The 22,441-nt window shown below is 45.3% G+C and carries 18 protein-coding genes; 16 read left to right on the top strand and 2 right to left on the bottom strand.

The window, feature by feature from the left end; all coding sequences use genetic code 11:
* Positions 1–3: 3 nt before the first annotated feature.
* Together G459_RS0118525 and G459_RS0118520 are read right to left on the bottom strand one after the other, a co-directional pair.
* Positions 4–798: a thymidylate synthase gene (locus G459_RS0118525; protein ID WP_026968981.1), complete on the bottom strand. Its 795-nt coding sequence runs from the start codon at positions 796–798 to the stop codon at positions 4–6.
* 101 nt (positions 799–899) lie between these two features.
* On the bottom strand, positions 900–1,943 hold the full coding sequence (locus G459_RS0118520) for an endonuclease/exonuclease/phosphatase family protein (protein ID WP_026968980.1): 1,044 nt from the start codon (positions 1,941–1,943) through the stop codon (positions 900–902).
* A gap of 322 nt (positions 1,944–2,265) precedes the next feature.
* Between G459_RS0118520 and G459_RS0118515 the strand changes: the two genes are divergently transcribed.
* The 16 genes from G459_RS0118515 to G459_RS0118445 all read left to right on the top strand — a co-directional run bounded on the left by G459_RS0118515 (position 2,266) and on the right by G459_RS0118445 (position 22,439).
* Positions 2,266–2,841 carry a DUF2911 domain-containing protein gene (locus G459_RS0118515; RefSeq protein ID WP_026968979.1) on the top strand — a complete coding sequence of 192 codons (576 nt, stop codon included), beginning with the start codon at positions 2,266–2,268 and terminating at the stop codon, positions 2,839–2,841.
* Positions 2,842–2,962: 121 nt separating this feature from the next.
* Complete coding sequence (locus G459_RS0118510) at positions 2,963–5,377, top strand: penicillin acylase family protein (RefSeq protein WP_026968978.1); 2,415 nt, start codon at positions 2,963–2,965, stop codon at positions 5,375–5,377.
* An 8-nt stretch (positions 5,378–5,385) separates the two neighbouring features.
* The gene (locus G459_RS0118505; protein WP_026968977.1) at positions 5,386–5,757 is read left to right on the top strand and encodes a hypothetical protein; all 372 of its coding nucleotides are present in this window, start codon (positions 5,386–5,388) and stop codon (positions 5,755–5,757) included.
* A gap of 107 nt (positions 5,758–5,864) precedes the next feature.
* Positions 5,865–6,383 (top strand): DeoR family transcriptional regulator, encoded by a 519-nt coding sequence (locus tag G459_RS0118500; RefSeq protein WP_026968976.1) that lies wholly within the window; start codon positions 5,865–5,867, stop codon positions 6,381–6,383.
* Positions 6,384–6,527: 144 nt separating this feature from the next.
* Positions 6,528–9,149, top strand: coding sequence for an SLBB domain-containing protein (locus tag G459_RS0118495; RefSeq protein ID WP_026968975.1), 2,622 nt, complete (start codon positions 6,528–6,530; stop codon positions 9,147–9,149).
* 11 nt (positions 9,150–9,160) lie between these two features.
* The gene (locus G459_RS0118490) at positions 9,161–10,480 is read left to right on the top strand and encodes a UDP-glucose dehydrogenase family protein (RefSeq protein WP_026968974.1); all 1,320 of its coding nucleotides are present in this window, start codon (positions 9,161–9,163) and stop codon (positions 10,478–10,480) included.
* 26 nt (positions 10,481–10,506) lie between these two features.
* Positions 10,507–11,685, top strand: coding sequence for a Wzz/FepE/Etk N-terminal domain-containing protein (locus tag G459_RS0118485; protein WP_026968973.1), 1,179 nt, complete (start codon positions 10,507–10,509; stop codon positions 11,683–11,685).
* A complete protein-coding gene (locus tag G459_RS30610; RefSeq protein ID WP_157373377.1) occupies positions 11,675–11,875 on the top strand; it encodes an LbetaH domain-containing protein in 201 nt (66 codons plus the stop codon). Before G459_RS0118485 ends, G459_RS30610 begins: the two co-directional genes overlap by 11 nt.
* A gap of 323 nt (positions 11,876–12,198) precedes the next feature.
* Positions 12,199–12,594 carry a Gfo/Idh/MocA family oxidoreductase gene (locus G459_RS30440; protein WP_245588200.1) on the top strand — a complete coding sequence of 132 codons (396 nt, stop codon included), beginning with the start codon at positions 12,199–12,201 and terminating at the stop codon, positions 12,592–12,594.
* A gap of 590 nt (positions 12,595–13,184) precedes the next feature.
* Positions 13,185–14,336 (top strand): dTDP-4-amino-4,6-dideoxygalactose transaminase, encoded by a 1,152-nt coding sequence (gene rffA, locus G459_RS0118475; RefSeq protein ID WP_026968972.1) that lies wholly within the window; start codon positions 13,185–13,187, stop codon positions 14,334–14,336.
* Complete coding sequence (locus tag G459_RS0118470) at positions 14,329–15,519, top strand: TDP-N-acetylfucosamine:lipid II N-acetylfucosaminyltransferase family protein (protein ID WP_026968971.1); 1,191 nt, start codon at positions 14,329–14,331, stop codon at positions 15,517–15,519. The genes rffA and G459_RS0118470 overlap by 8 nt, the downstream gene beginning before the upstream one ends.
* Positions 15,510–16,970 (top strand): oligosaccharide flippase family protein, encoded by a 1,461-nt coding sequence (locus G459_RS0118465; RefSeq protein WP_026968970.1) that lies wholly within the window; start codon positions 15,510–15,512, stop codon positions 16,968–16,970. Before G459_RS0118470 ends, G459_RS0118465 begins: the two co-directional genes overlap by 10 nt.
* A complete protein-coding gene (locus G459_RS29105) occupies positions 16,960–18,105 on the top strand; it encodes a glycosyltransferase (RefSeq protein ID WP_084454571.1) in 1,146 nt (381 codons plus the stop codon). Before G459_RS0118465 ends, G459_RS29105 begins: the two co-directional genes overlap by 11 nt.
* Before the next feature lie 6 nt (positions 18,106–18,111).
* A complete protein-coding gene (gene asnB / locus G459_RS0118455; RefSeq protein WP_026968969.1) occupies positions 18,112–19,989 on the top strand; it encodes an asparagine synthase (glutamine-hydrolyzing) in 1,878 nt (625 codons plus the stop codon).
* Between the two features lie 32 nt (positions 19,990–20,021).
* Positions 20,022–21,149 (top strand): glycosyltransferase family 4 protein, encoded by a 1,128-nt coding sequence (locus tag G459_RS27890; RefSeq protein ID WP_051315302.1) that lies wholly within the window; start codon positions 20,022–20,024, stop codon positions 21,147–21,149.
* Positions 21,150–21,155: 6 nt separating this feature from the next.
* Positions 21,156–22,439, top strand: coding sequence for a glycosyltransferase family protein (locus tag G459_RS0118445; RefSeq protein WP_026968968.1), 1,284 nt, complete (start codon positions 21,156–21,158; stop codon positions 22,437–22,439).
* The last annotated feature ends 2 nt before the right edge of the window (positions 22,440–22,441 follow it).

Genomic DNA, 22,441 nt, shown 5'->3' with positions numbered 1-22,441 from the left:
GTCTCACACCGCCACCGCAGCCTTGATGTGAGGATGGGGATCGTAGCCCACCAGTTCGAAGTCTTCGTACTTGAACCCGAAGATGTCTTTCACTTCGGGATTAATCTTCATCGTCGGCAGCGGCCGAAGTTCTCTGCTCAGTTGTAATTCGGCTTGTTCGAGATGGTTGGAGTACAGGTGAGCATCTCCGAACGTATGCACAAAGTCCCCCGGCTCCAGCCCGCAGACCTGCGCGACCATCATAGTAAAGAGCGCATAGGAAGCAATATTGAACGGCACTCCCAGAAAGACATCGGCGCTTCGCTGATAGAGTTGGCAGGAAAGCTTGCCATCAGCTACATAGAACTGAAAGATCGTGTGACAGGGAGGCAAAGCCATGTCGTCGACATCGGCCACATTCCAAGCGCTGACGATGTGACGACGGCTATCCGGCTTCGTTTTGATCTGATGAATTAGAGCTTTGATCTGATCGATTTCGCCGCCTTTTCCGTCAGGCCAGTGTCTCCATTGATACCCGTAGACTGGGCCAAGGTCGCCGTTTTCATCCGCCCACTCGTCCCAGATGGATACGCCGTTCTCTTTCAGCCAGGCAATATTGCTTTCTCCTCTGAGAAACCACAACAGCTCGACGATGATGGAGCGGAGGTGCAGTTTCTTGGTCGTGACTACCGGGAATCCATCTGCCAGATTGAACCGCATTTGGTGTCCAAACACGCTGAGGGTTCCGGTTCCGGTGCGGTCGGTTTTGGTTGCTCCTTCGCTGAGAATTCTTCTCATCAAGTCGTGATACTGCTGCATGGGATTAGGGGGATTCTTGGTCGGCAAGTTAAGCTTTTGAGTCAAAACTTGTAAACAAATCTGGGTTTTGGTGGGTGCCTTATGGAGAGAATTGTCAAAGATCAATCATCCATCCCCTGCCAGGTAAAGGTGGCCGTGACTGGGTAGTGATCCGAATAGTCGACTTCCCGATGGGTGTTGAAATGCACGGGAGTGAGCGAAGGATCGGCAAAGATGTGGTCAATTCTCAAGAAGAAAAGGACCTTGTTGTAGGTGAATTCAAAGCCTCTACCGGCTTTCTCGAAGGCATTGTCCAGCTTTTCACTGAGCTTAAAGTACACATAAGAATAGGGAACTTCATTCATATCGCCCATCAGGATCACGGGATGCGGACTGTTGCTGAGGTGCTCGTAGAGGATCGACAGCTGCTGCGCACGCACGAGACTTCCCCTATGCAGCTTGCCCAACGTCTGCCTGTAGACCTGCTTGGCCTGATCATAGTCGTTGAGTGACCCGGTTTGAATCGCCATAGACTCCAAATGGGTGTTATAGATTCGCAGCGTGTCGCTTCCGACTTGAATGTCTGCGAAGATGGCACCGTTGGTCGCGTTGTTTTCGAAGATTACTCCATCGTTGACAATGGGATATCTGGAAAAAATAGCCATTCCTTGGGATCTTCTCTCCGGGTTGCCATCCACTGCATGAAAGACGTATTCATATTCCCCATCCTTGCTAAGCAGTTTGATCGCATTGCGGGTGCCAGACGTGTAATCTTGGTAGAATTCCTGAAAGACTTTGACATCAGCCGGATGCTCGGCCAGCCAGGTGAATACGTTGGGATCCAGCTCGTCTGACTTTTCTTTTCGATAGAAAAAGCTGTGGGTGTTATACGTCAATACCTTCAGGCCTTCAGCTTCTTCGTTTCGGGGATGAATCTGGAATGTGATCAGGATAAATTTATAGCCAATTGCCAGCGCGACGAGGGGGACGAAAGCAAGTCTCCGCCAGGCCAAGGCCAAGATGGCAAAAAGAAGTGCATTGGCGATAAGGATGATGGGAACAAAAAAGGGCAGCAGTCCTACAAAGCGAAAGACTTCCGGAGAAATGAAGACGCTTGAATAAAGTATCAGCGATACCAAAAATACCAGTCCGGTGATCAGTTTCATTTAGGTTGGGTTGAGAGCAATAGGAAATAACCCGAATTCAAAAGTGCTATTTTTTGTATCAAATTTTTCATTAATCTATTCCTTTTGAGAAAAAAGGGTGAAGCGTCCGCGCGGAGTATGTGTACGGGAAAGGGTATGGAATGTGTCAACCAAATTTCACGCTGCTCTTTGGAATCAGGCGATTTAGATTAATTTTACGTAATTACCCCATCAAACTAATCCTCTAACTCACATGGAATCGAGCATGACAAAACCGTCCCACACTGGGATGATCGTAATATGCGAGATTCCGTATGGCCTTTAAAAATCAAATTATACTCATATGAAAAAACTGTCTACTATTTGGTCGGTGGCCTTGGTCTGCGCATCGTTTCTAGCTTGCGAGCCCAAAGCAAAAGAATCCGCCTCAGAAGCGACTGCAGGAGACTCTGCTGCCGCGGAAGCGACTGAAAGTGAACAAAGACCGAGTCCTTTGATCGTTGAAGAAGGACAGATTGCCGGAAAGACGATCAAAGTCCACTATGGATCTCCAGCCGTGAAAGGCCGGGTGCTGTGGGGTGATCTGGTTCCCTACAATGTGGTGTGGAGAACAGGGGCAAATGAGGCAACCTACATCGAGATTCCCCAGGATATTTTGGTCGAAGGCAAAAACTTGGCTGCCGGAAAGTATTCTTTTTTCACCATCCCCAAAGAAACCGGATCCTGGACGGTGATCTTCAACTCGGATTGGAATCTCGAACACGGGCATTTCCAATATGACGAGAAAAAGGACGTATTGAGAGTTGAAGCCACGCCCGTCTGGGAAGAGAGCTCTGCCGAGAGACTGAGCATCAAAGTCGAATCTCCGGGCTTGGTGGTCCGCTGGGACAAATTGAAGCTGCCCGTTTCCATCCAATAATCCAAAAATCAACAGATCCCTGGTCCTAGGTCCGGGGATTTTTTTATCCCCAGGCCTGCATTCTCTACCTCGTTTGGAATTTCAAAAAATATAGACGTTCGCTCCCAAATAACGATCTTCAATGAAGTACTTTTCCTTCTTTTTCGTGTTGGCGATCACAGCCGCGCTGGCTGTGGCAGTGTCGATCCCGCTTGGGGAGATCCCTCCGATTGCTCCACTTTTAGATCCTAATCACGGGTTTTGGCAAAATTCGATCAGTGAAGATCAGCTTGCTATTGAAGAGATTGATCTTGAAAATCTGAGTGCACCGGTCGAAGTGGTTTATGACCAAAATCTGATTCCCCACATTTTTGCGCAAAATGAAGCAGACCTCTATCGCGCTCAGGGCTACGTGACCGCGCAGCATCGACTTTGGCAGATGGAATTCCAGACGATGGCTGCTGCCGGACGGATCTCAGAGATTGTTGGGCCCATAGCGATCGAACTGGATCGCATGACCAGAAGAAAAGGTTTGGCCTATGGCGCGGAGCTGGGTATGAAATATTTGCAGGAGAATGATCCAGAGACACTTGCCCTGATCGAGGCCTACGCGGATGGAGTCAACCAGTACATTTCACAGTTGGAGGAAGCCCAATTGCCAGTCGAGTACAAGATACTGAATTATCGACCGGAGCCGTGGTCTGCCTTCAAGTCGGTATTGCTTCTGAAGTACATGTCGGACATGCTGGTAGGAGATAGGGATCTTGAGTTTACCAACCTCCGGAAGATCTTGGGTCAGGCCAAATTGGACAAGTTGTACCCGGATTTTCCCACTGAAAATGACCCGATTATAGAGGCTGAGCGAATTTGGGATTTCACCGCAATCCCCGTCGCTAAACCTGACAGTATTTCTTATCCCGATGACCTGATCATCGCTGAGCCATTGCCTCAGCCGGAGGAAGGTACCGGCTCCAACAACTGGGCCGTGGCCGGGAAAAAGACAAAAAACGGAAATCCGATCTTGGCAAATGATCCTCATTTGAGCCTAAATCTGCCTTCCCTTTGGTACGCGATGCAGCTGAGTACACCCGATCTTACCGTGAAGGGAGCCACCCTCCCCGGCGCTTTGGGCGTGATCTCCGGATTTAACGATGATATAGCCTGGGGTGTGACCAACGCGACGAGAGATACCCGAGATTGGTACAAGATTACTTTCCAGGATGACAGCCGTAAATCGTACAAGTACGGTGCAGAGTGGCGGCAAGCCAATTTTCGCATCGAGGAGATCAAGGTAAAGGGCCAAGATCCGTTTATGGATACGGTGGTTTATACGCACTATGGGCCGGTCGTGTATGATCGGACGTTCAAGAGCGAGCGCCAAGATCTAAATTTTGCTTTAAAGTGGACTGTGCACGAAGGTGCTAATGAGCAAAAAACCTTTTTGCTGATGAACAAGGCCAGAAATCACAACGACTACAACGCCGCCCTTGATCACTATGCCGCACCCGCCCAAAACTTTGTGTTCGCCTCAGCGTCCGGGGATATTGCGATGAGGGTTCAGGGGAAATTCCCGCTGAAATGGCCCGGTCAGGGGAAATTTCTGATGGACGGGGCGGATCCCCGGCTGGAATGGCAGGGATACATTCCCAATAGCCAGAATGCAAGCACGCTGAATCCTGAGCGTGGGTTCGTCTCCTCGGCAAACCAATATCCTACCGATGCTTCCTATCCATACTATGTGTTTGACAATAGCTTTGAACAGTATCGAAATCGTCGCCTGAACAGAAAGCTTCGGGAAATGGAGCAAATCACGGTAGAGGACATGATGGCCCTCCAGTTTGATGACTACAATCTGCAGGCATCGGAGGCGCTTCCCGTGTTGACCACCTTGCTCGGTACCTATAAGTCAGATTCACCGGAAGCGGAAAGATATCTGCAGGAGCTTAAGTCGTGGGATTTTTTTGCTGACCCCAACCAAAAAGGACAGACCCTCTATTCGATCTGGTCGGCGGAAACAATGGAGAGCGTGTGGAGAGAGCTTCTGGACAGCAAAGCGCCCATTTTACGTCCATCCAGCTACCGGACAATTGAATTGATGGCCACGGCACCGAGCGATTCTATCTTTGACGTGGCTTCTTTCGAGGGTGTCGAAACCGCCGAATGTCACGTGCGGGCAGGGTTTGATTCCCTGCTGGTGAAGATGGCCGAATGGGAAGCAGAAGAGGGGGATTATGCCTGGGCAAATTTTAAAAAGACCACCATTCAGCATTTGGTGCCAAATTTTAAGTCTTTCTCCGCAACCAATGTCTATACGGGTGGCGGATCGGGCATATTGAACGCGACCGGTAGCAGACATGGAGCGAGCTGGAGAATGATCGTGGAGTTGGGTTCGGAAATCAAGGCCTTTGGAGTCTATCCGGGTGGGCAATCCGGCAATCCCGGAAGTAGATTTTATGAAAATTTTGTCCCCATCTGGGCTGCGGGAGAGTATTTGGATTTTGATCTGAGAGCTCAGCAGAACGCGGAGAATGTCCTTTTTAAAACTACATTGAAATAACCTGAGCCATGAGATTTATATTTCTGACTATTCTTACCGCCATTTTGGTGGTTTTTCTCAATCCCGTCGCACCTTTTTGGATGGTAATGATTGGAATTGCTTTCCTGGCAGCGTTGATCTACCCCAATGGCTTCGGTGGATTTCTGGGTGGGGGGCTCGGGATGGGTCTTACTTGGCTGGGTCTGTGTATCTATCTGGGGATCACTACCGGGAGTTCTCTTCCCGACAGGATGGGGGAGCTAATGGGCTTAGGCTCTGGAGTGACCTTGATAGCAATCACCGGAGTCGTAGGTTTTTTGCTCGGAGCATTTAGCGGCTGGACTGGAGTTTCGTTTCGCAATATGCTCTTGAAAAATCCCGAAGATGTCTATCAGGGATAAGTAATTGAGGCTCTTTAGCCTCGCTCTTTTTTTGTCAAAAACTCATTTTTATTTTTTCAGTTAGTTTGAATGAGTACCTTTGTTACTCATTATTTGCAAGATTTTTTATGCTTGAATCGTTAATCACCTCGAAGACCCGGCTGCGGCTTTTGATAAAGTTTTTTGTCAATTCCCAGAATCACAGTCATCTAAGGGGACTTGCCGAGGAATTTGGTGAGTCTACCAATGCGATTCGTAAAGAACTAAACAATCTAACTCACGCTGGAATATTGATTAAGCATTCTGATAAAAATAAGATTGAGTATCAGGCAAATACCATCCATCCATTTTATACTAATATCCGGGACATCATCCGAAAATATCTCGGGCTTGATATGCTGTTGGAACAGATTCTGGAAAGAATGGGAGAAGTGGAACAGGTTGTGCTCACCGGAGACATTGCGCGTGGTAGCGATACGGGTACAATTGACGTACTGGTGACTGGAGATAGTCTGAACGAGGATTATTTTGAGCATTTGACCCAGCGACTGGAGCAATTGATCGAACGTAAGGTAATCTTCACGCTGGCTTCCGGACGATTTTCTTCCGGCGGCCTGATGCTTTTTGACCGGCAAGCCGGCATTTGATTTTTTCGCCCCCGACGGTATTGGCATGCTAGGCACAAGTATTGTGACTGAAAGGGCGAAGCTGTATCAGATGAAGGTATTTTCGGTAAAACGATGCAACTTTAACAGATAAATAATGCGGAACAGTAACATTCCAAAAAAGAAGTGAAGCAATTCTATACTCATTTTGTATCCAAAGCGGTAGCGCTTTCCTTTGTTTTTTTACTTTTTGTCGGATCGGTTTGGGGCCAAAATCTCAATGACCTCAGAAATTTGAAAGTGGACAATCTCTCAGATGCCCAGATCGAGCAGCTAATCAAGCGAGCCGAGTCCAGCGGACTTACGTCAACTCAGATGGAAGCAATGGCCAGAGAGCAGGGCCTCTCGCCTATAGAGGCGAACAAGCTGAGGACAAGGATCATGGAGTTAAAGAAAAATGTCAGGTTGAGTTCTGAGACCAGCTCGGATGATAGCTTTAACATCAGTGAGCAGACTGAATCTGATTATTTGTTTGACTCGATCCGGAAAGCTGATCCATACTACGATCTCACTCCGTTCCAAAAGAAGATTTTTGGATACAAACTTTTTCACAACCGCAATCTCAATTTCACGCCCAGTCTAAATCTCCCGACGCCTCAGGGCTACATCATTGGGAGTGGAGATCAGTTGTTGATAGACGTCTACGGTGTATCTCAGGAGTCATTTGATGCGACTGTCTCCTCGGAGGGGCGTATCATGATCCCGAATATTGGGCCGATCCAGGTGGGAGGAGCTTCCATCGAGGCAGCGACGGCCAGGCTGAAAACAGCATTGTCGCGCATCTATTCGGGATTGGGAGGCAGTAACCCAAGTACGTTCCTTCAGGTCAGGTTGGGGAACATCCGATCGATCAAAGTCTCCATGGTTGGGGAGCTGGCCAAGCCGGGCACCTACACCCTGCCATCGTTTGCTTCCGTCTTCAATGGCTTGTTCGCTGCCGGTGGGCCAAATGAGAATGGATCGTTCAGAACTATCCAAGTGTACCGGGACAGCCGTTTGGTGACTACGGTGGATATCTACAAGTTTTTGTCAAAAGGCCAGTCTGAGGCTAATATAACCCTGCGGGACAATGACGTCGTGATCGTCCCGCCTGTTCAAGCCCGGGTTGAGATCATCGGGCCGGTGAGAAGAGAAGGTTATTTCGAAGTGCTCCCAGAGGAGACACTTTCTGACCTCTATATCTATACGGGAGGGTTTACCAGTGAAGCTTACAAAGACCGACTGACCGTGAGACGGATCGAAAACAACGAGCGAAAAGTCTTGGATGTCGCTCAGGCCGATTTCAAAAACTTTAATCCAAAGGATGGCGATGAAATCCTTATCGGAGAGGCTTTGGACCGGTTTGTAAACCGCGTACAAATATCCGGTGCTGTCTTACGACCGGGAGAATATGCGCTTGAGAATGGCGTTTCTGTAAAAGGCTTAATTGAGAAAGCTCAGGGACTGAAGCCCGAAGCCTTTGTCAATCGGGCAACACTCTATCGGACTGGCGCGGATTTGACTTTGGCGGCTACTACGCTGGATCTTAAGGGAATTTTGGATGGAACTGCGGCGGATGTCGCTCTCAAAAATGAAGACCTCCTTTTTATTCCCAGCCGGTATGATATTCAGGAGGAAAACTATGTGAAGATCTCCGGTGAAGTGAGTATACCTGGCACTTTCCCTTACGCGACTTCCATGACTGTGGGAGATTTGATTTTGCAGTCGGGCGGTCTTTTGGAATCTGCCTCCAATTCCTATATCGAGATTGCCAGAAGACTGAAAGACACAAGTTCTGGCAAATTTGCAGAGTTGGTTACACTCACGATTGACCCCAATCTCCAGCTTTCTGAGGAGGAATCTAAGCAACCTTTGATGCCTTTTGATCATGTATTTATCCGCAAAAGTCCGGGGTTTGAGCGGGAGCTCTTGGTCAATGTGCAGGGTGAGGTGAATTACCCCGGCGCGTTTGCCATCTCCTCTGCCGATGAGCGGATTTCGGATTTGGTCAAGCGTGCCGGCGGGCTAAACCAGTTTGCCTATCCTAAAGGCGCGAGTCTGGTAAGGAGAACGATCTACTACAAAGAACTGACTCCGGAGCAAAGTAAAGAAAAATTGATGCGGGAAATCCGCGAAAAAGTGGATCCGGAAAACAAAGATCAAATCAATCAGGCGGAACTCATTCTCTTTGAACGACTCGACGAAAAGCTTTCGGCGATTGAGGAACAGAGGCTGATCGAAGAGCAAAAGCGGATTCTTCAGGGCGACAGCACGAAGACTGCAGACTCTCTTTCGAGGGATACCCTGTTTAATGACGTGCGTTTTAAGCAACAGGATGTCATCGGAATTAACTTGACGGAGATTCTCCAAAACCCCGGGACAGGTGAGGATCTGATCCTGCAGGAAGGGGATATTCTCAGAATTCCTAAAGAACTCCAGACGATACGGATGGTAGGCGAGGTACTGCTTCCGACTACCGCCAGATATGTCGAAGGAGCGAGTTTCCGACGCTATATTTCCAAAGCCGGAGGGTTCTCTGAGAAGGCAAGGAAAAGTAAAGCCTATGTCATCTATGCCAACGGCGATGCAAGGAGGACACATTCCTTTCTTATGTTGAAGTTTTACCCTCATCTGGAGCCGGGCGCGGAGATAGTCGTTCCCGAAAAGCCTGAGAGGCAAAAATTGGGTGCAGCAGCCTGGGTGGGCATTGCAACCAGCCTGGCCACGCTTGGTATTTTAGTGCAGACATTCATTAACAACAATCCGTAAGTAATTATTTCATGAAAATAGCAGTAGTTGGTACCGGCTACGTCGGCCTGGTTTCAGGGGCATGTTTTGCAGATGTAGGGATCGAAGTGACTTGTGTGGATATTGATCAGAGAAAGATCGAAAACCTGAAGAATGGCATTATGCCAATCTATGAACCTGGACTTGAAGAGATCGTTACCCGAAATTTCAAAAGTGGGAGGTTACAGTTCAGCACGGATCTGGGAGAGGCTATTCAGGGAGCAGAAGTAGCTTTTATCGCAGTGGGAACACCTCCCGGCGAGGACGGTTCTGCGGATCTCAAATATGTATTGGCAGTAGCAGATGAGATCGGGAGGAAGATGACCGACTATATCGTCGTAGCAACCAAAAGTACCGTACCTGTCACTACAGGTGAAAAGGTCAGAACAGCGATTCACAATGCCCTGACAGAAAGAGGTTCGGAATTGCCTTTCGCTGTCGCTTCTAACCCTGAGTTCCTGAAAGAGGGCGCAGCCGTCGAAGATTTTTTGAAACCGGATAGGATCGTCATCGGGGTCGACGACGAGCGGGCCGAGAAGATCATGCAACGCTTGTATAAACCTTTCCAGCTCAGCGGAGAGCGAATCATCTACATGGATATTCCTTCTGCGGAGATGACAAAATATGCAGCTAATGCCATGTTGGCTACCAAGATCTCGTTCATGAACGACATCGCTAACCTATGCGAACTTGTAGGCGCTGATGCCAATATGGTGAGGAAAGGAATCGGCTCCGACCCAAGAATCGGTAATAAGTTTATCTACCCCGGCGTGGGATATGGTGGTTCGTGCTTTCCGAAAGACGTGAAAGCCATCATCAAAACAGCTAAGCAATATGGCTATGATCTGAGAGTGCTTCAGTCGGTTGAGGACGTAAATGACGATCAGAAACATGTGCTGGCCAACAAGGTGAAAGCCCACTTCGGTGAAGATCTCAGCGGAATGACCTTTGCGATGTGGGGCTTGAGCTTCAAGCCCAACACAGACGACATGCGGGAAGCTCCTGCTTCAGTCATCATCGACGAACTACGAGCGGCCGGCGCCAATGTGAAAGCCTACGATCCTGTATCGATGGAAGAGGCAAGGGCGCACTACATCTTTGACAAGGTGACTTATTGTAAGGATGCATACGACGCGTTGGTAGATGCTGATGCACTGCTACTCGTGACCGAATGGTCCGAGTTCCGAATCCCTAGCTGGGATGTGGTCAGCAAGCTGTTGAAAAACAAAGTCGTCTTTGATGGTCGAAATATCTATGACAGGAAGTATCTGGAAGGCCTCGGCTTCGCTCACTATGGGATTGGGGCCAAGTAAGGCAGAATTATCGGCTTTCATCTCGTATGTCCAACTATTTCTATTCGGAAGAACAAGAATCGGCATATGAGCATTTCAACAAATCTCTAATCAACGACATGCATAGAACTAACGGAAATACCCCAAACGAACAGTCCAGCTTGGACTACGTAGGTTTGATCCGGGCTACCTTTGAAAATAAAAAGGTACTAATCAGAATGGTGTTGATCGGATTTTTTTTAGGGATTCTGGTAGCCTTTACGACTCCCAAGGAATACCAAGCATCTTCTTACATATTATTGGAATCTGATGGCTCTGCGACTTCGTCGATGGGCCAATTGGGAGCATTGGCTGGTCTGGCAGGCATTAATATGTCTCAGTTACAAGGGGGGCAGATGTCCCTGACTTCAGACATTTTTCCAGATGTAATTCAGAGTAGGGATTTTCTTTTGGCAATAGCGAAAGAAGAGTTCGTTTTTGAGTCAAAAGGAGGTGCTAAACAATCTCTAGAAGAATACTACTTTAAAGAAAAACCCTCCAACATCCTCAAAAAGACTTTAGATTTTATCCTCGGAATTCCTAGTATGATCGTTGGCTGGTTTTCATCACCAGGTCCGATTCCTGCCGATCTACCCGCCTCGCAAGGAGGGGACATGGACTACCTTAATCTTTCTTCGAAGGAGATTTTTGCCGCGGGAGAGCTCAAAAAGAGAATCCTCATTGAGCAAAAAGAAAAGATGATCAGATTAAATGTGTCTATGCCGGAACCTCTCATTGCAGCAGAAGTAAATTCCAAAGTCTTAGAGCGTCTAATCGCCTATGTCACTGAATACAAGGTGGGGAAACAGAGGAGGAATATTGAGTTTATCGAGGAACGGGTAAAAGAAAGCGAAGAGAAATTTAATGACGCACAAATGAGACTGGCATCTTTTAGGGATTCTAACCAAGGGGTAGTTTCCAGAAAAGTGTTGACTAGAGAAGAGCAGCTGGAATTTGAGTTTAACATCGCCTATAATATCTACAACTCTCTGAAACAGGAATCTGAACAAGCTGCAATTCAGTTGAAAAAGGAAACGCCTATTTTCACAGTTTTGGAGAAATCCTCTGTTCCTTTGGGAGCATCAAAACCCAATAAGCCACTGATTCTGATTTTCTCCATTTTCTTGGGGTTTTTTGTAGGTTTTTTGGTAAACCTCTACAAAGTACTAGCAGCAAATGTCAAGTAGATTAAAAGATGGCAACAATACAAATGATAGATCTTCGTACGAAATCCAACACAACGTGTCTGTCTACACTGGAGTAACTTGCAATGACGATGTATTCTTGGGCCCATCGATGGTGTTCAGCCATGTGACCAATCCGAGAAGTGCCATTAATCGTAGAAGACAATACGCCAAAACCCATGTTGGCCACTGAGCTTCGATAGGAGCCCTGTAGCCACGATAGTCTGCTTACATGACATACGAGAGTTCGCGTTTGTAGGAGTGGGTACAGTTGTTACTAAAACTATCTCGCCATATGGGTCGGTGGTAGGGAACCCCTCCCGTCAGGGATGGATCAGCGAGTATGGACATAAACTGGTATTTGATCAAGATAGGATAGCAAACTGCCGAGTCAGGGGGAAAATATCAAGTTAAATCTGGAACTGTTTCAAAAATACGATAGGGAATAGAATGATTCACTAGTGAAAGGAATTTTGGGAAGGAGACCTTTATAATTGAATTTCAAGAAAATAAAGAATGAAGAATTTTGCACCAATAGACGCGGCGGGATATATCCCTCCCAGACACATGAAGGCAATAAAGGATGCCGGAAATGCACTTTTAGCTTCGTATGACAAATTTGAAAGTGGCGGAGTAATGGACAGTCATTTTCCAGAGGCAGATTTTTTCACTGAATTTGAGCGATTTGACCTGCCTGTTGAGAAGTTGAAGGGAACGGAAAACGGGATAGAATATGTGAGCATTTGTTTACCTAATTACCTTCATGATTCCCATATCCGATTTGGACTGAGAGTCGGGGCCGATGTAATCTGTGAAAAGCCTTTGGTATTGAATACTTGGAACATCGAGGCCCTCGCTGAGGTGGAAAAGCAGTACGAAAAAAGGTGTTTAATATTTCGCAACTTAGACTGAATCCGTCTATAGTTGCTTTCAAAGAACGGATTCAAAACGGCCCTATGGATAAAATCTATGCTATAGATTTGGCTTATATACTTCTAGAGGCCATCGGTACTATACCTCCTAGAAAGGGGACGTAAGCAAATCTGGGGGCACTGCAACAAATTGGTGTGCATTTACGATATGTTAGCTTGGGTCTTGGCTCGGTCAAAACTAGTCAGGCCCACATCCATTCCCATGATAGGGCTGCTGGATATTTGGAGCTCGAAAAAGCCCATGTAAGGTGGTTTTTGAGTACTGACGAAGATACCCTTCTCGACTCAGTAAAGACTAAAGGGGGGAGAACTTTCCGCTCTCTGTTCATGGAAGAGGAAGAAATTGAATTCACCGAACTTCATACGCACTGCTATCAACACATTCTGGAAGGCAAGGGATTTGGTCTTGCAGAAGCCATTATTAGGATTCAATTAGTGCACGATATCCGACACATTAAGTCTCTTAAGCTGATGGGTGACTATCATTCCCGTGTGAAATCTCCTCTTAACAACCATCCTTTTAATTCAAAATGAAGCACTGTTGCTCATACAATTCAATTATACAGCTGCATGATTCCATTTAACAAACCCTATATCACCGGTAAGGAAATTGGTTACATCACTGACGCGGTAAACACCGGGAAAATATCGGGTAATGGAAAATATACGCGACTGGCCCAGACATTTTTTGAACAAAAGTACGGAATAAAAAAAGCGCTCCTCACGACCTCCTGTACCGATGCCCTTGAAATGTGCGCGTTGCTGCTCGAAATACAGCCAGGTGATGAGGTGATTATGCCCAGCTATACTTTTGTTTCTACTGCCAATGCATTCATGCTGCGGGGGGCAAAAATCGTATTTACGGACAGTAGAATCGATCATCCGGGAATGGACGAAGACACTGTCGAATCGTTAATTACCCAGAAAACCAAGGCGATTGTCGTTGTTCATTATGCTGGAGTTGCATGCGACATGGATCGGATCATGGAACTTGCAGACAGGTATGGTATAACCGTCGTGGAAGATGCTGCCCATTCCATCAATTCCTTTTATTCTTCGAAAAAAGGAACAAGAACACCACTTGGCTCAATTGGACATCTGGCCACATTTTCTTTTCACGAGACGAAAAATATCTCATCAGGAGAAGGTGGCCTTTTGGCAATTAATGATGAGAGATATGCCTATAGAGCGGAAATTATTTGGGAGAAAGGAACAAATCGGGCATCATTTTTCAGAGGGGAGGTAAATAAATATGGCTGGGTTGACCTTGGTTCTTCCTTTTTGCCTTCTGAAGTGACTGCGGCATTTTTGTGGGCACAGTTGGAGCAATTGGATGACATCCAATCCAAAAGAATCCAGATCTGGGAAAGGTACTATCGCCACCTCTCCGGCAAAGTGGAGAAGTTCGGAATACGGTTACCCTCAATTCCAGATTTTGCGATGAACAATGGGCATATGTTTTATCTGATTGCCAGCGATGACAATCAGCGGGATTATTTGCTTCAGTCACTAAAAAAAGCTGGCATACTGGCTGTTTTCCATTATTTGAGCCTTCATAAAAGTGATTTTTTCTGTCATAAACACGACGGACGTGAACTGGCCGCTGCAGATTTATACACTGATAATTTAGTTCGCTTGCCACTTTATTATGAGTTGACAGAGGATCAACAAACGGAGGTGATTGGTCACGTTTTAAGAGCACTTGAATTAGTTAATGCTTAAGAATTTAATTTTTCTTCCGGATTCACCGTATTGCGAATGGATCATCGAAAGGTGCGAACATGTCCTTCCCGGAGAAAACCGGTATATCAATGTATGTGCAAGCGAGCCCAAATACCCCCACCCATGTTTGGAGGTGAAAGGTGGAGACTATGCTGAGTTATGTGCTTTGGCCGACCAGCTGAACAGCTATGCCCAAATAGTTATTCACTATCACTTTGATCTTTTGGGATTCATACTGGAACGGGCCGAGATTACGCCGGATCGTGTTACTTGGGTGCTTTGGAGTGGAGATTTGTACAATACACCATTTTTTGACCGGCAGATCTATCTGCCGCAAACTCGATTTTACGCCGCAGGGGGAGTGATATTGCCTCCTACTGGACTACGGTGGTTGAAGGAGAAGATTAAGCTTTATCGTCGAAAGCCGGGTTACTTCAGTTATAGAAAGTCTTTCCAGCGAATAGGTACCATCGCGTCTATCTTTGAGATGGATGTTGCTCACGCTTCCAGGATTTTCGGTAGAAGCTATAAGATGCTGCCTTTCGCACTGCTGTCTTTTGAAGAGTTGCTAAGGGGGATTCCGGGAGAGGGCAAGCAGCCTGGAGAGAAGATTCTCCTTGGCCATGCCGGCGTACCTGAGAATAATCATCTTGAAATGTTTGAGAGGATGAGGGAATTGGCAGTGGATCGGCCCTTGGTTTGTCCACTTTCTTACGGAAATTCTACCTACAGCAAGATGGTGTATGCCAAGGGTTCGTCCATGTTTGGGGCGCAACTCGAGATCATTATCAAGTTTATGCCAAGGCAGGATTATTACACCAAGTTATCAGAAATGGGATTTGCGGTATTTAACACTCTGGTTCAGCAGGCATTTGGGAATATCCTGGGACTGTTATATATGGGAGTAAAGGTATTTTTGAACAGAGATAATTCGATATATACACAACTCAAAAAAATGGGAATTGTCGTCTTTTCAATGGACGAATTGACCAATCAAAATCTCCTAAACCGACTTTCTCCCTCTGAAATAGCACATAACAAAACGTTGTTGAAGAGGGACTTTGCTGAGGAGAATATCATCAGATACTATCGATCCCTTCTTGATCCAAGTTTTGTTGCGGCTGAAAGTCCATCGTACCTTTCCCAAAAAATGGACAACCTCCTGTCAATACAATGTCCCTAGCCGGAAATATCAAACGACTCCTTTCTGAGAGTATGATATACGGACTGTCGGGAGTGTTGTCGAGGTTTATTTCCGTATTTCTCACTCCGATTTATACGAGGATTTATACCCCCGAAGATTATGGGGTGATCAGTATCCTTACCAACGGGTATTTGTTGGTTTCCATTGTTCTTGTCTTTTCTATGGATTCCGCCACCGCCAGGTGGTACTACGACTCAGGATCCCAAGACATCAGGAAACAGGTAATCAATACTTGGATATGGTTCTATTTGTTTTTTTCGCTTTTGGTGGGGGTGTTCCTCTTTTTCTCGGCTGGTTTCTGGCAAGGGAAATTTCTACAGGAATCTCCTGATGCCGTGTTTTACATTAGGTTGATAGCGCTCAATTTACCGATGGTAGTGTGGTCAACTGTCGCTATAAACGTGCTCCGGTTTGAACTGCAGGCAAAGAAGTCTGTTTTTTTATCCCTTTCCCATAGCTTGTTGCTGATTTTACTTAATGTTCTTTTTGTTGTCATTCTTAGACTGGGACTCCAAGGGATCTATTTTGCCCAGCTAATGGGTTCGTTGATTATCGTTCCCCTTTCTTTGCATTATTTAAGGAAGTGGATCGCTCCTCCCAAATGGTTTTCGAGATTTCTGTTTCGAGAAATGGTAAAATTTGCCTTTCCTTTAATGCCGGCTACGGTAGGCTATTGGGTGATCAATTTATCAGGTGTATTTTTTATCAACAAATTCCTAACTCAAGACCAAGTCGGACTGTACCAGATCGGAATTAGCATCGCAGCGGTGTCAGGATTGGCCACCACGGCTTTTCAACAGGCATGGTCACCATTCGCATTCTCTATCTTGAGTCAACCCAATTCGAAACAGGTTTTCGCCTTGTCTCTGAAAGTATATGTCTTGCTCGTGGGCGTATTTTGTATGTTGATAGCCGTGTTTTCTCACGAAGCCTTGGTTGTATTGACGACCGAGGCTTACTATCAAGCTGCGGTAGTCGCCAGTATCTTGACGTTCAATTCTTTCCTGATGGGGCTCAGTTCCATCTCGGGCTTGGGAGCAACAATTGCGAAAAAAACTTTTCCCTTAGGAATGATAAACTTGGTTTCAGGCCTCGTACTGATAGCATTAAATTTCGCTCTGATTCCAATCCTCGGGATTGAAGGGGCAGCTTTGGCGGTTTGCATTTCCCAATTGTTGATTCCCACCTACATGTTTTGGAAGTCCCACCAGTATTTTGCCATCCCTTTTCCATTCTCGAATTCCTTTTTTTTGGTCGCATTGATGGTGGGTGCAGTCATCTCGACCTATTATTTTGAGCAGGCAAATTTTTGGCTGAACCTTGGCTTAAAATCAGCGATTGTCATTCTTGCCTTGGGTCTCATGGTCTGGATGAATAAGTCTGAAGTGGAAAAATTTTTAATTTTGGTAAAATCCCGCCGTGATAGCTGAGAAACCGACATTGTTGATCTTTACTGTGAATCCGGTACACAATGCGCCGCGCGTGATACGTGAGATAGAATGTCTAAGAGACCACTTCCACATTGTTGTTACGGGTGACACGAAGCCTCTCGACGCTTCAGTTGCCTACTTGGATACTTCCAAAATAAAACTCTCCCAGCTGGAATACACGCTGGGCAAAATCTATCGCATCTTCACATTGGGAAAAGTTTTTATGGGTATATATCCGACCACCCAACGAAAGATTGACAGTCTACTCGATCGGGTCAGACCCGATTTGGTCATTGTCCATCCGGGGGCATTTTTGCCTTATTTTTTTGGGAAAAAGAAAAAATTTAAATTGGTCTTTAACGCCCATGAGTTTCACCCAAAAGAATTTGAAGGAGATCTGCGATGGAAGAATACTTGGGGCCAAATCTATGACTCTATCTATAGAAACTATCTCCACAAGGTAGACCTGCTGGTGAATGTCTGCGAGGGCATAGCACACGAATGTCTCAACGTCTACGGAAAAGATTCATTGGTCATCCCCAATGCTGGACCCTGGAGACAGGGATTGGAGCCAAACTTGAAAACCTCGGGGAAAATCAGGATGATTCACCACGGTGTGGCGATTCGGGAAAGAAAACTGGAATTGATGATCGAACTTGCGGACCGGTTAGGGACTAAATTTGAGTTAGACATGATGTTGGTATATCAAGACAAAGCATACCATCAAAAACTCCAGAAGCTTGCTGCGGCTACGAAGAATGTCAGGCTAATTTCAGCGGTGTCTTTCGACCGTATTATCCCATTTATTCATCAGTACGATGTGGGTTTATTTTTACTCCCTCCGGTTAATTTCAATTACCTTTATGCTTTGCCCAATAAATTTTTTGAGTTTGTGCAAGCGAGGTTGGCAATAGCAGTTGGCCCCTCTCCGGAAATGGGTAGGCTGGTTGAAAAGTATCGTCTGGGAATTGTTTCTGACGACTTCACAGTGGATTCTATGGTCGAGAAATTGACCACCTTGTCTCATCAGCAAATCAACCAATTTAAATGTTCGTCTGATCACGCCGCAAAAGTTTTGAATGCTGAAAGATATCAAGATTCAATGCTGGCGGAGATACAAAAATTAATGAATTAGAATTCTATGTGCGGAATAGCAGGAATCATCTCCGAAGATCGAAATCAAGTCGCTAAAGAAAAGTTGGTCAAAATGACCGATTCCATCATCCATCGCGGTCCTGACGGTTCCGGTCATTGGATCAGTGAGGATGGTAAAGTTGGATTTGGACATCGACGACTTTCCATATTGGATTTGTCAGAGACGGGAGCTCAACCCATGCATTATCTGGGTCGATACACGGTTACTTTTAATGGTGAGATATATAATTACCTGGAAATTAGAGATAAATTGCTGGAGAGGGGATATATGTTCCGAAGCAACTCAGATACGGAGGTACTCTTGGCTCTTTATGATTTTAAAAAGGAAAACTGCCTTCAAGATTTGGATGGCATGTTCGCCTTCGCCATTCATGATAAGCAAACCAATGAAGTTTTTTGTGCACGGGATCGGTTTGGTGAAAAGCCATTTTTTTACACTCAGTTTCAAGGCGCTTTCTATTTTGCCTCAGAGATGAAGGAGTTTTGGTCGGTGGGTGTGGATAAAACTCCAGATTCTGAGATGATCTTCAATTACCTCCATTTTGACTTATTGGATAATCACTCAGAGTTGGGTCAGACATTTTTTAGGGGAGTTCGAAGGCTTGCCCCAGGCAATTTTCTCATCTGGACAGACGGTAAGTTTGTCACCAAGAAGTATTGGAATATCAATCCCCAAAAACAAAATAGGTCTATTGGGCTGGAGGAAGCAAAAGAACAATTCAGGGCCCTATTTATGGAATCGGTTAGCAGAAGGCTTCGTTCTGATGTATTGGTGGGCTCCAGTTTGTCAGGGGGCATTGATAGTTCTTTGGTAGTCTGTGCGATAGATCATCTTTTAAGAGATCACCCTGAATCTATTCAAAACACCTTCTCTGCCAGATTTAAAAATTTCCATAAGGACGAGGGATATTTTATCCAAAAGGTCCGGGAAAAAACGAGGATAACCTCTCACGAGGTGTACAGTGAGATGGATGATTTGGAAGCTGTTTTTGACAAGATCTGTTACCATCAGGAGGAACCATTTGGCTCGGCGAGTATCTTGGTCCAATATCAGGTCTATGAGCTAGCCAAAAAGAGGGGAGTCACCGTCCTGTTGGATGGTCAAGGAGCAGATGAGATTTTAGCTGGATACCATCCGTATTTTACCACCTTTTTCAATGAAATAAGAAAGCGTTCAGGAGCACAGTTTGAAAAAGAGTTTTCTGCATACGCTCAGCTTCATGAAGGAAATACGATCAATGCGAAAATTCCTAAGCCGGGATTGAAACAATCAATTGCTGCAAATTTCCCCGGTCTGGTCAATAAAGTGGCACGGAGAGTATTGAACATGCAGATGAAAAATACTGCTTTGATGGCAGAAGATTTTTTCACGGAATATAAACCTCTGTCACATAATGACTTTAATTTTGATTTTGGGCATTTGAACAGTCATTTGTATTTCTCCACCTTTGAAGTTGGATTGCCTACTCTTCTGAGATATGCTGACAGAAATTCGATGGCGCATAGCAGGGAGGTAAGGCTTCCTTTTCTTTCTCATGAATTGGTAGAATTTGTCTTTAGTTTACCTTCGGAACTGAAAATCAAAGATGGCTGGACCAAATACCTGATGCGAATAGCATTTGAAGATTCGCTTCCGGCAGAAATTACTTGGCGTAAAGACAAAATAGGGTTTGAACCCCCACAAAAATCTTGGATGGACAATCCTAATACTCAAGAGAAGATAAGAGCCTCAAGGGAAATCTTGAGCAAGAATGGAATACTAAAAAAGGGGGCGGAAAATCTACCCATCCAATCCCAAGTAGCGCACACCAAAGGTGATGGGAGCTGGAATCATTTGATGGTCGCAAATCTTTTTGAAAATTGAATAATCGGGTTCTCATTTTATCTTTTTCCCGCATGGACTCTGATCCCCGGGTGCTGAGACAGATCGCCTTTTTCGAGAAGCAGGGATTTGAAATCATTTTGAGTGGATTGGAATATAATGGAGACAAACTTTTTTTTCCTCTTGTTAAATCCAGACCTCCATTTTTCAGGCTACTAAAGCTGATTATTTTGGTGACTAGATTGACTAGAATCAGGGTCTTGGAGTTTTTGCGTTACAGCAGCTTGAAAGATTTAAGTAGTCAAAGCCCAACTATAGACTTGATTTTAGCAAATGATGCCGAAACTTGGCCTCTTGCTCTGGAATTGAAAAAATCACACCCGCCGGCTAAGGTGATCTTTGATGCCCATGAGCAATATGCCAAGGAGTTTAGTGATATGTTTGTGTGGAAGTGGTTTCACAAACGATTTGTAAATTTTGTCTGTGAAAATTACATACCAAAAGCAGATAGATTTATAACAGTATGTGACGGCATTGCCCAGGATTATGCCAAGGAATACGGTGTCGAGGCTCATCTAATTTTGAATACCCCAGATTTTAAAGACGATTTAATGCCTAGCCCTGAAAAGGAGAAAATTCAAATCATTCATCACGGTATCGCCAATAGAAGTAGAAAAATTGAAAAAATGATTAATCTGGTTGATCATCTGGATATCCGTTTTGAATTGAAATTGATGCTGGTACCTTCAAATTCTGCTTATTTAAGACAACTGAAGGAAATGGCCCAAGGCAAAAAAATTGAGTTTTTGGATCCAGTACCCACCCAGGAGATTTCGGCATTTATCAATAGATTCGATATAGGCCTTTTCATTTTGGAGCCAGTCAATTTCAATTATGCAAATGCCCTCCCCAATAAATTTTTTGAGTTTATCCAAGCAAGACTGGCAATTGCCATTGGCCCATCTCCTGAAATGAAAAAAATTGTGGAAGTCGAACAAAATGGGATCGTAACCAAATCATTCGAAGAGAAGGAAATGGCCCAGGTTTTAAATAAGCTTTCCAAAGAAGAGATTCAAAGGATGAAAGCTAAATCGCACGAAGTAGCCTGGAAATATTCCAATCATCAAAATGAAAATGTGATGAAAAATCTTCTTCATGACTTAAATCTATTACAAATCAGCGCTGCTGATTCAGCCAATTAATCGGCATTGAAAAAGATCATTCTAGTATCTTTTTATTTTTCCCCCTGTACCCTTACACCGGCACAGCGGATTACTTTTTGGGCTGAGAATTTTCACCGGTTTGGATACTATCCCATCGTTGTCACCCGAGCTTGGAACAAGGATCTCAAGACTCATTTAGACACTAAAGTGCCATTTGAGAAGGAGATAGAAGTCCAAAAATTCCCCAATTTCGAGGTTCATTACCTACCATTCAAGCCCGGAATCCTGGACAGGTCTTTCAGAAAATTTGGGGAAGGTAAACTTCGGCCCTTTTTTTTGTTGACCAAGTTACTGGATGTAATGATGGCGCAATTCACTCTTGCTTTCACTTCCTATTCCAATTTTTTACCGCATCTCCATAAACTTATTCAAAAAGAAAATCCTGAAAAAATGTTGATTTCAGGAGCGCCTTTTTACCTGTTTAGGTTAGGTTATAGTCTTCGTAGAATATTTGGGATTTCTTGGATTGCGGACTATCGGGACGATTGGAGCACCAATGAACTACAGATGGAAAAGGGGGGAGGCAGCATTCGAAAATGGGTGGCAAAAATTGAGTCCAAGTATGAAGAAAAATGGGTCGGAACGGCGGATTCGATCATTTCAGTATCTGATCCATATACTAAAAGGATTTGCGATTTCCTCAGGAAACCGGGAATCACAATTCAAAATGGATTTGAAGAATCACTTCTTGACTTGACGGAAGTGGCGTTGTATCGTCAATTCACTGTCATTTACAGTGGCGTGCTTTATCCGTCTCAGGAATTGAGTTTTATCATCGAAGTATTGAATCGTTGTAATGAAGCGGGAAGTCCCTTTCGGCTCGTCTTTTTGGGAGCCGGATTTGATCCGAAAGAGAAGGTGAGAATTGAGTCCCTGGTACCGAAGCATTTGACTCCTTGGGTGGAAGTGACGGCCCGATTCCCACGACAGGAGGCGATCCAAAGACTTCGCAAAGCCCACGTATTGCTCGGCATGGCCTATGGGAAGATGAAGGGAATTCCTTCCTCCAAATTATATGAATACTTGGCCTTGGGAAAACCCATTCTCCTATGCCCAAGTGACGGAGATGTCATGGAATCCATGGTCATGGAGGCGGGTATTGGGTTTGTCGCCAACGATGTCAGTGAAGGAGTACTCCAGATCAATCGACTACAAGCTTTATATATGCTCCCTGAACTAGTCGAAGAAATGAAAGTGAAATCGCAGGAAAAAATTGGCAAATTCAGTCGCTTCGAACAGATGAAAAATTTGATTGATGTACTCAAATAGAG

Origin of the sequence: Algoriphagus terrigena DSM 22685 (assembly GCF_000429445.1) — a bacterium.
Taxonomy (GTDB): Bacteria; Bacteroidota; Bacteroidia; order Cytophagales; family Cyclobacteriaceae; genus Algoriphagus; species Algoriphagus terrigena.
The sequence above is the reverse complement of the archived record's forward strand: the minus strand, read 5'-3'. Positions and strand labels throughout refer to the sequence as shown.

Excerpts from the sequence above, each read along its gene's own strand:
- asnB (WP_026968969.1), top strand. The coding sequence starts at position 18,112 with ATGTGCGGAATAGCAGGAATCATCTCCGAAGATCGAAATCAAGTCGCT.
- rffA (WP_026968972.1), top strand. The coding sequence starts at position 13,185 with ATGATTCCATTTAACAAACCCTATATCACCGGTAAGGAAATTGGTTAC.
- G459_RS0118525 (WP_026968981.1), bottom strand. The coding sequence starts at position 798 with ATGCAGCAGTATCACGACTTGATGAGAAGAATTCTCAGCGAAGGAGCA.
- G459_RS30440 (WP_245588200.1), top strand. The coding sequence starts at position 12,199 with ATGAAGAATTTTGCACCAATAGACGCGGCGGGATATATCCCTCCCAGA.
- G459_RS0118515 (WP_026968979.1), top strand. The coding sequence starts at position 2,266 with ATGAAAAAACTGTCTACTATTTGGTCGGTGGCCTTGGTCTGCGCATCG.
- G459_RS0118505 (WP_026968977.1), top strand. The coding sequence starts at position 5,386 with ATGAGATTTATATTTCTGACTATTCTTACCGCCATTTTGGTGGTTTTT.
- G459_RS0118510 (WP_026968978.1), top strand. The coding sequence starts at position 2,963 with ATGAAGTACTTTTCCTTCTTTTTCGTGTTGGCGATCACAGCCGCGCTG.
- G459_RS30610 (WP_157373377.1), top strand. The coding sequence starts at position 11,675 with ATGTCAAGTAGATTAAAAGATGGCAACAATACAAATGATAGATCTTCG.
- G459_RS27890 (WP_051315302.1), top strand. The coding sequence starts at position 20,022 with ATGGACTCTGATCCCCGGGTGCTGAGACAGATCGCCTTTTTCGAGAAG.
- G459_RS0118485 (WP_026968973.1), top strand. The coding sequence starts at position 10,507 with ATGTCCAACTATTTCTATTCGGAAGAACAAGAATCGGCATATGAGCAT.
- G459_RS0118470 (WP_026968971.1), top strand. The coding sequence starts at position 14,329 with ATGCTTAAGAATTTAATTTTTCTTCCGGATTCACCGTATTGCGAATGG.
- G459_RS0118520 (WP_026968980.1), bottom strand. The coding sequence starts at position 1,943 with ATGAAACTGATCACCGGACTGGTATTTTTGGTATCGCTGATACTTTAT.
- G459_RS0118490 (WP_026968974.1), top strand. The coding sequence starts at position 9,161 with ATGAAAATAGCAGTAGTTGGTACCGGCTACGTCGGCCTGGTTTCAGGG.
- G459_RS0118500 (WP_026968976.1), top strand. The coding sequence starts at position 5,865 with ATGCTTGAATCGTTAATCACCTCGAAGACCCGGCTGCGGCTTTTGATA.
- G459_RS0118465 (WP_026968970.1), top strand. The coding sequence starts at position 15,510 with ATGTCCCTAGCCGGAAATATCAAACGACTCCTTTCTGAGAGTATGATA.